The 1,020-nt window shown below is 60.3% G+C and carries 2 protein-coding genes; both read right to left on the bottom strand.

Annotation, left to right across the window (positions count from 1 at the left end; genetic code table 11):
* Positions 1–30: 30 nt before the first annotated feature.
* A complete protein-coding gene (locus HX846_RS33085) occupies positions 31–345 on the bottom strand; it encodes an SCP2 sterol-binding domain-containing protein (RefSeq protein WP_003215671.1) in 315 nt (104 codons plus the stop codon).
* A 56-nt stretch (positions 346–401) separates the two neighbouring features.
* Positions 402–1,020: histidine phosphatase family protein (locus HX846_RS33080; protein WP_178967038.1), on the bottom strand; the 619-nt coding region annotated here is incomplete at its 5' end.

The raw sequence follows: 1,020 nt of genomic DNA, 5'->3' as shown, positions 1-1,020 counted from the left end.
CCCACACGGGTCTTGCCAGGGTTGCCCTGATCAGGCCGGGAACAGCTCGCTCAATTTCATGGCCAGCATCATGTCGCCTTCAGTGCGCAGTTTGCCGCCCATGAATGCCTGCATGCCGTCGGTGGAGCCGTCAACGATGCCTTTCATGGTTTCGCCGTCCATCACCAGGGTGACTTGGGCGTCCGGGTTTTCACCTTCCAGCAGTTCGCAGGTGTTGTTTTTCACAACCAGCGAGAAGTTCTGGGTGTCGTCGATACGGAAACCGAACACCAGGTCCAGGCCGTCAGCAGCGGCTGGGTTGAATTTGGCTTTCATTGCTTCTACGGCTTTAGCTACGTCAGTCATGGTTTCGATCCTTTTATGGTGAGTCCAGTGACCTTGGGGTCACGGTTGGCCGCAATTCATCGGAAAGTGATGAGCTGCGGCGCCTTCAACAGTTGCAAGTGGGTATGGCTGTTGAAGGAAGCCAGTGCCACCTCGCGACCACGGAATTTCAGCTGGTTGAGCGAGGTGTTAACAATTTGCCAGTTCAGTTCGAAGGCCTGTGCGGCAGGCATTCGGGTAATCAGGTGGAGCAGGGCCGTGATGGTGCCGCCGGAGGTGAACACGGCGATCTTGTCACGGTTGTCGGCGGCTTCGAGGAGGCGTTGCAGGCCACCCTGGACACGTTCGACAAATCCCAGCCAGCTTTCCAGGCCCGGCGGGTCGTAGGTGCCGGCCAGCCAGCGTTCGATGATCAGGGAAAAGATGCGCTGGAATTCGCCACGGTTTTGCGCGGCGTTGCGCAATATGTGCAGGGCTTCGGGTTCGCTGTGCAGCAGGTCCGGGAGCAGGGCGCGGATGATCGTCTCGGCGTCGAACTCGTTGAACGCGCTGTCGATTTCCAGCGTGGGTACCGGCAGGCCGAGGGCGCTGTATTGTTCGAAGGCGGCGTTGGCGGTGTGCTGCTGGCGGCGCAGGTCGCCCGACAGGCAGCGGTCGAAGCCCAGGCCCAGTTCCGCCAGGAGGCGGCCAAGCACT

This window comes from Pseudomonas sp. K5002 (assembly GCF_013386655.1).
In the GTDB taxonomy this organism is placed as follows: Bacteria; Pseudomonadota; Gammaproteobacteria; order Pseudomonadales; family Pseudomonadaceae; genus Aquipseudomonas.
This window is presented reverse-complemented; position numbering and strand designations above follow the sequence as displayed.

Excerpts from the sequence above, each read along its gene's own strand:
- HX846_RS33085 (WP_003215671.1), bottom strand. The coding sequence starts at position 345 with ATGACTGACGTAGCTAAAGCCGTAGAAGCAATGAAAGCCAAATTCAAC.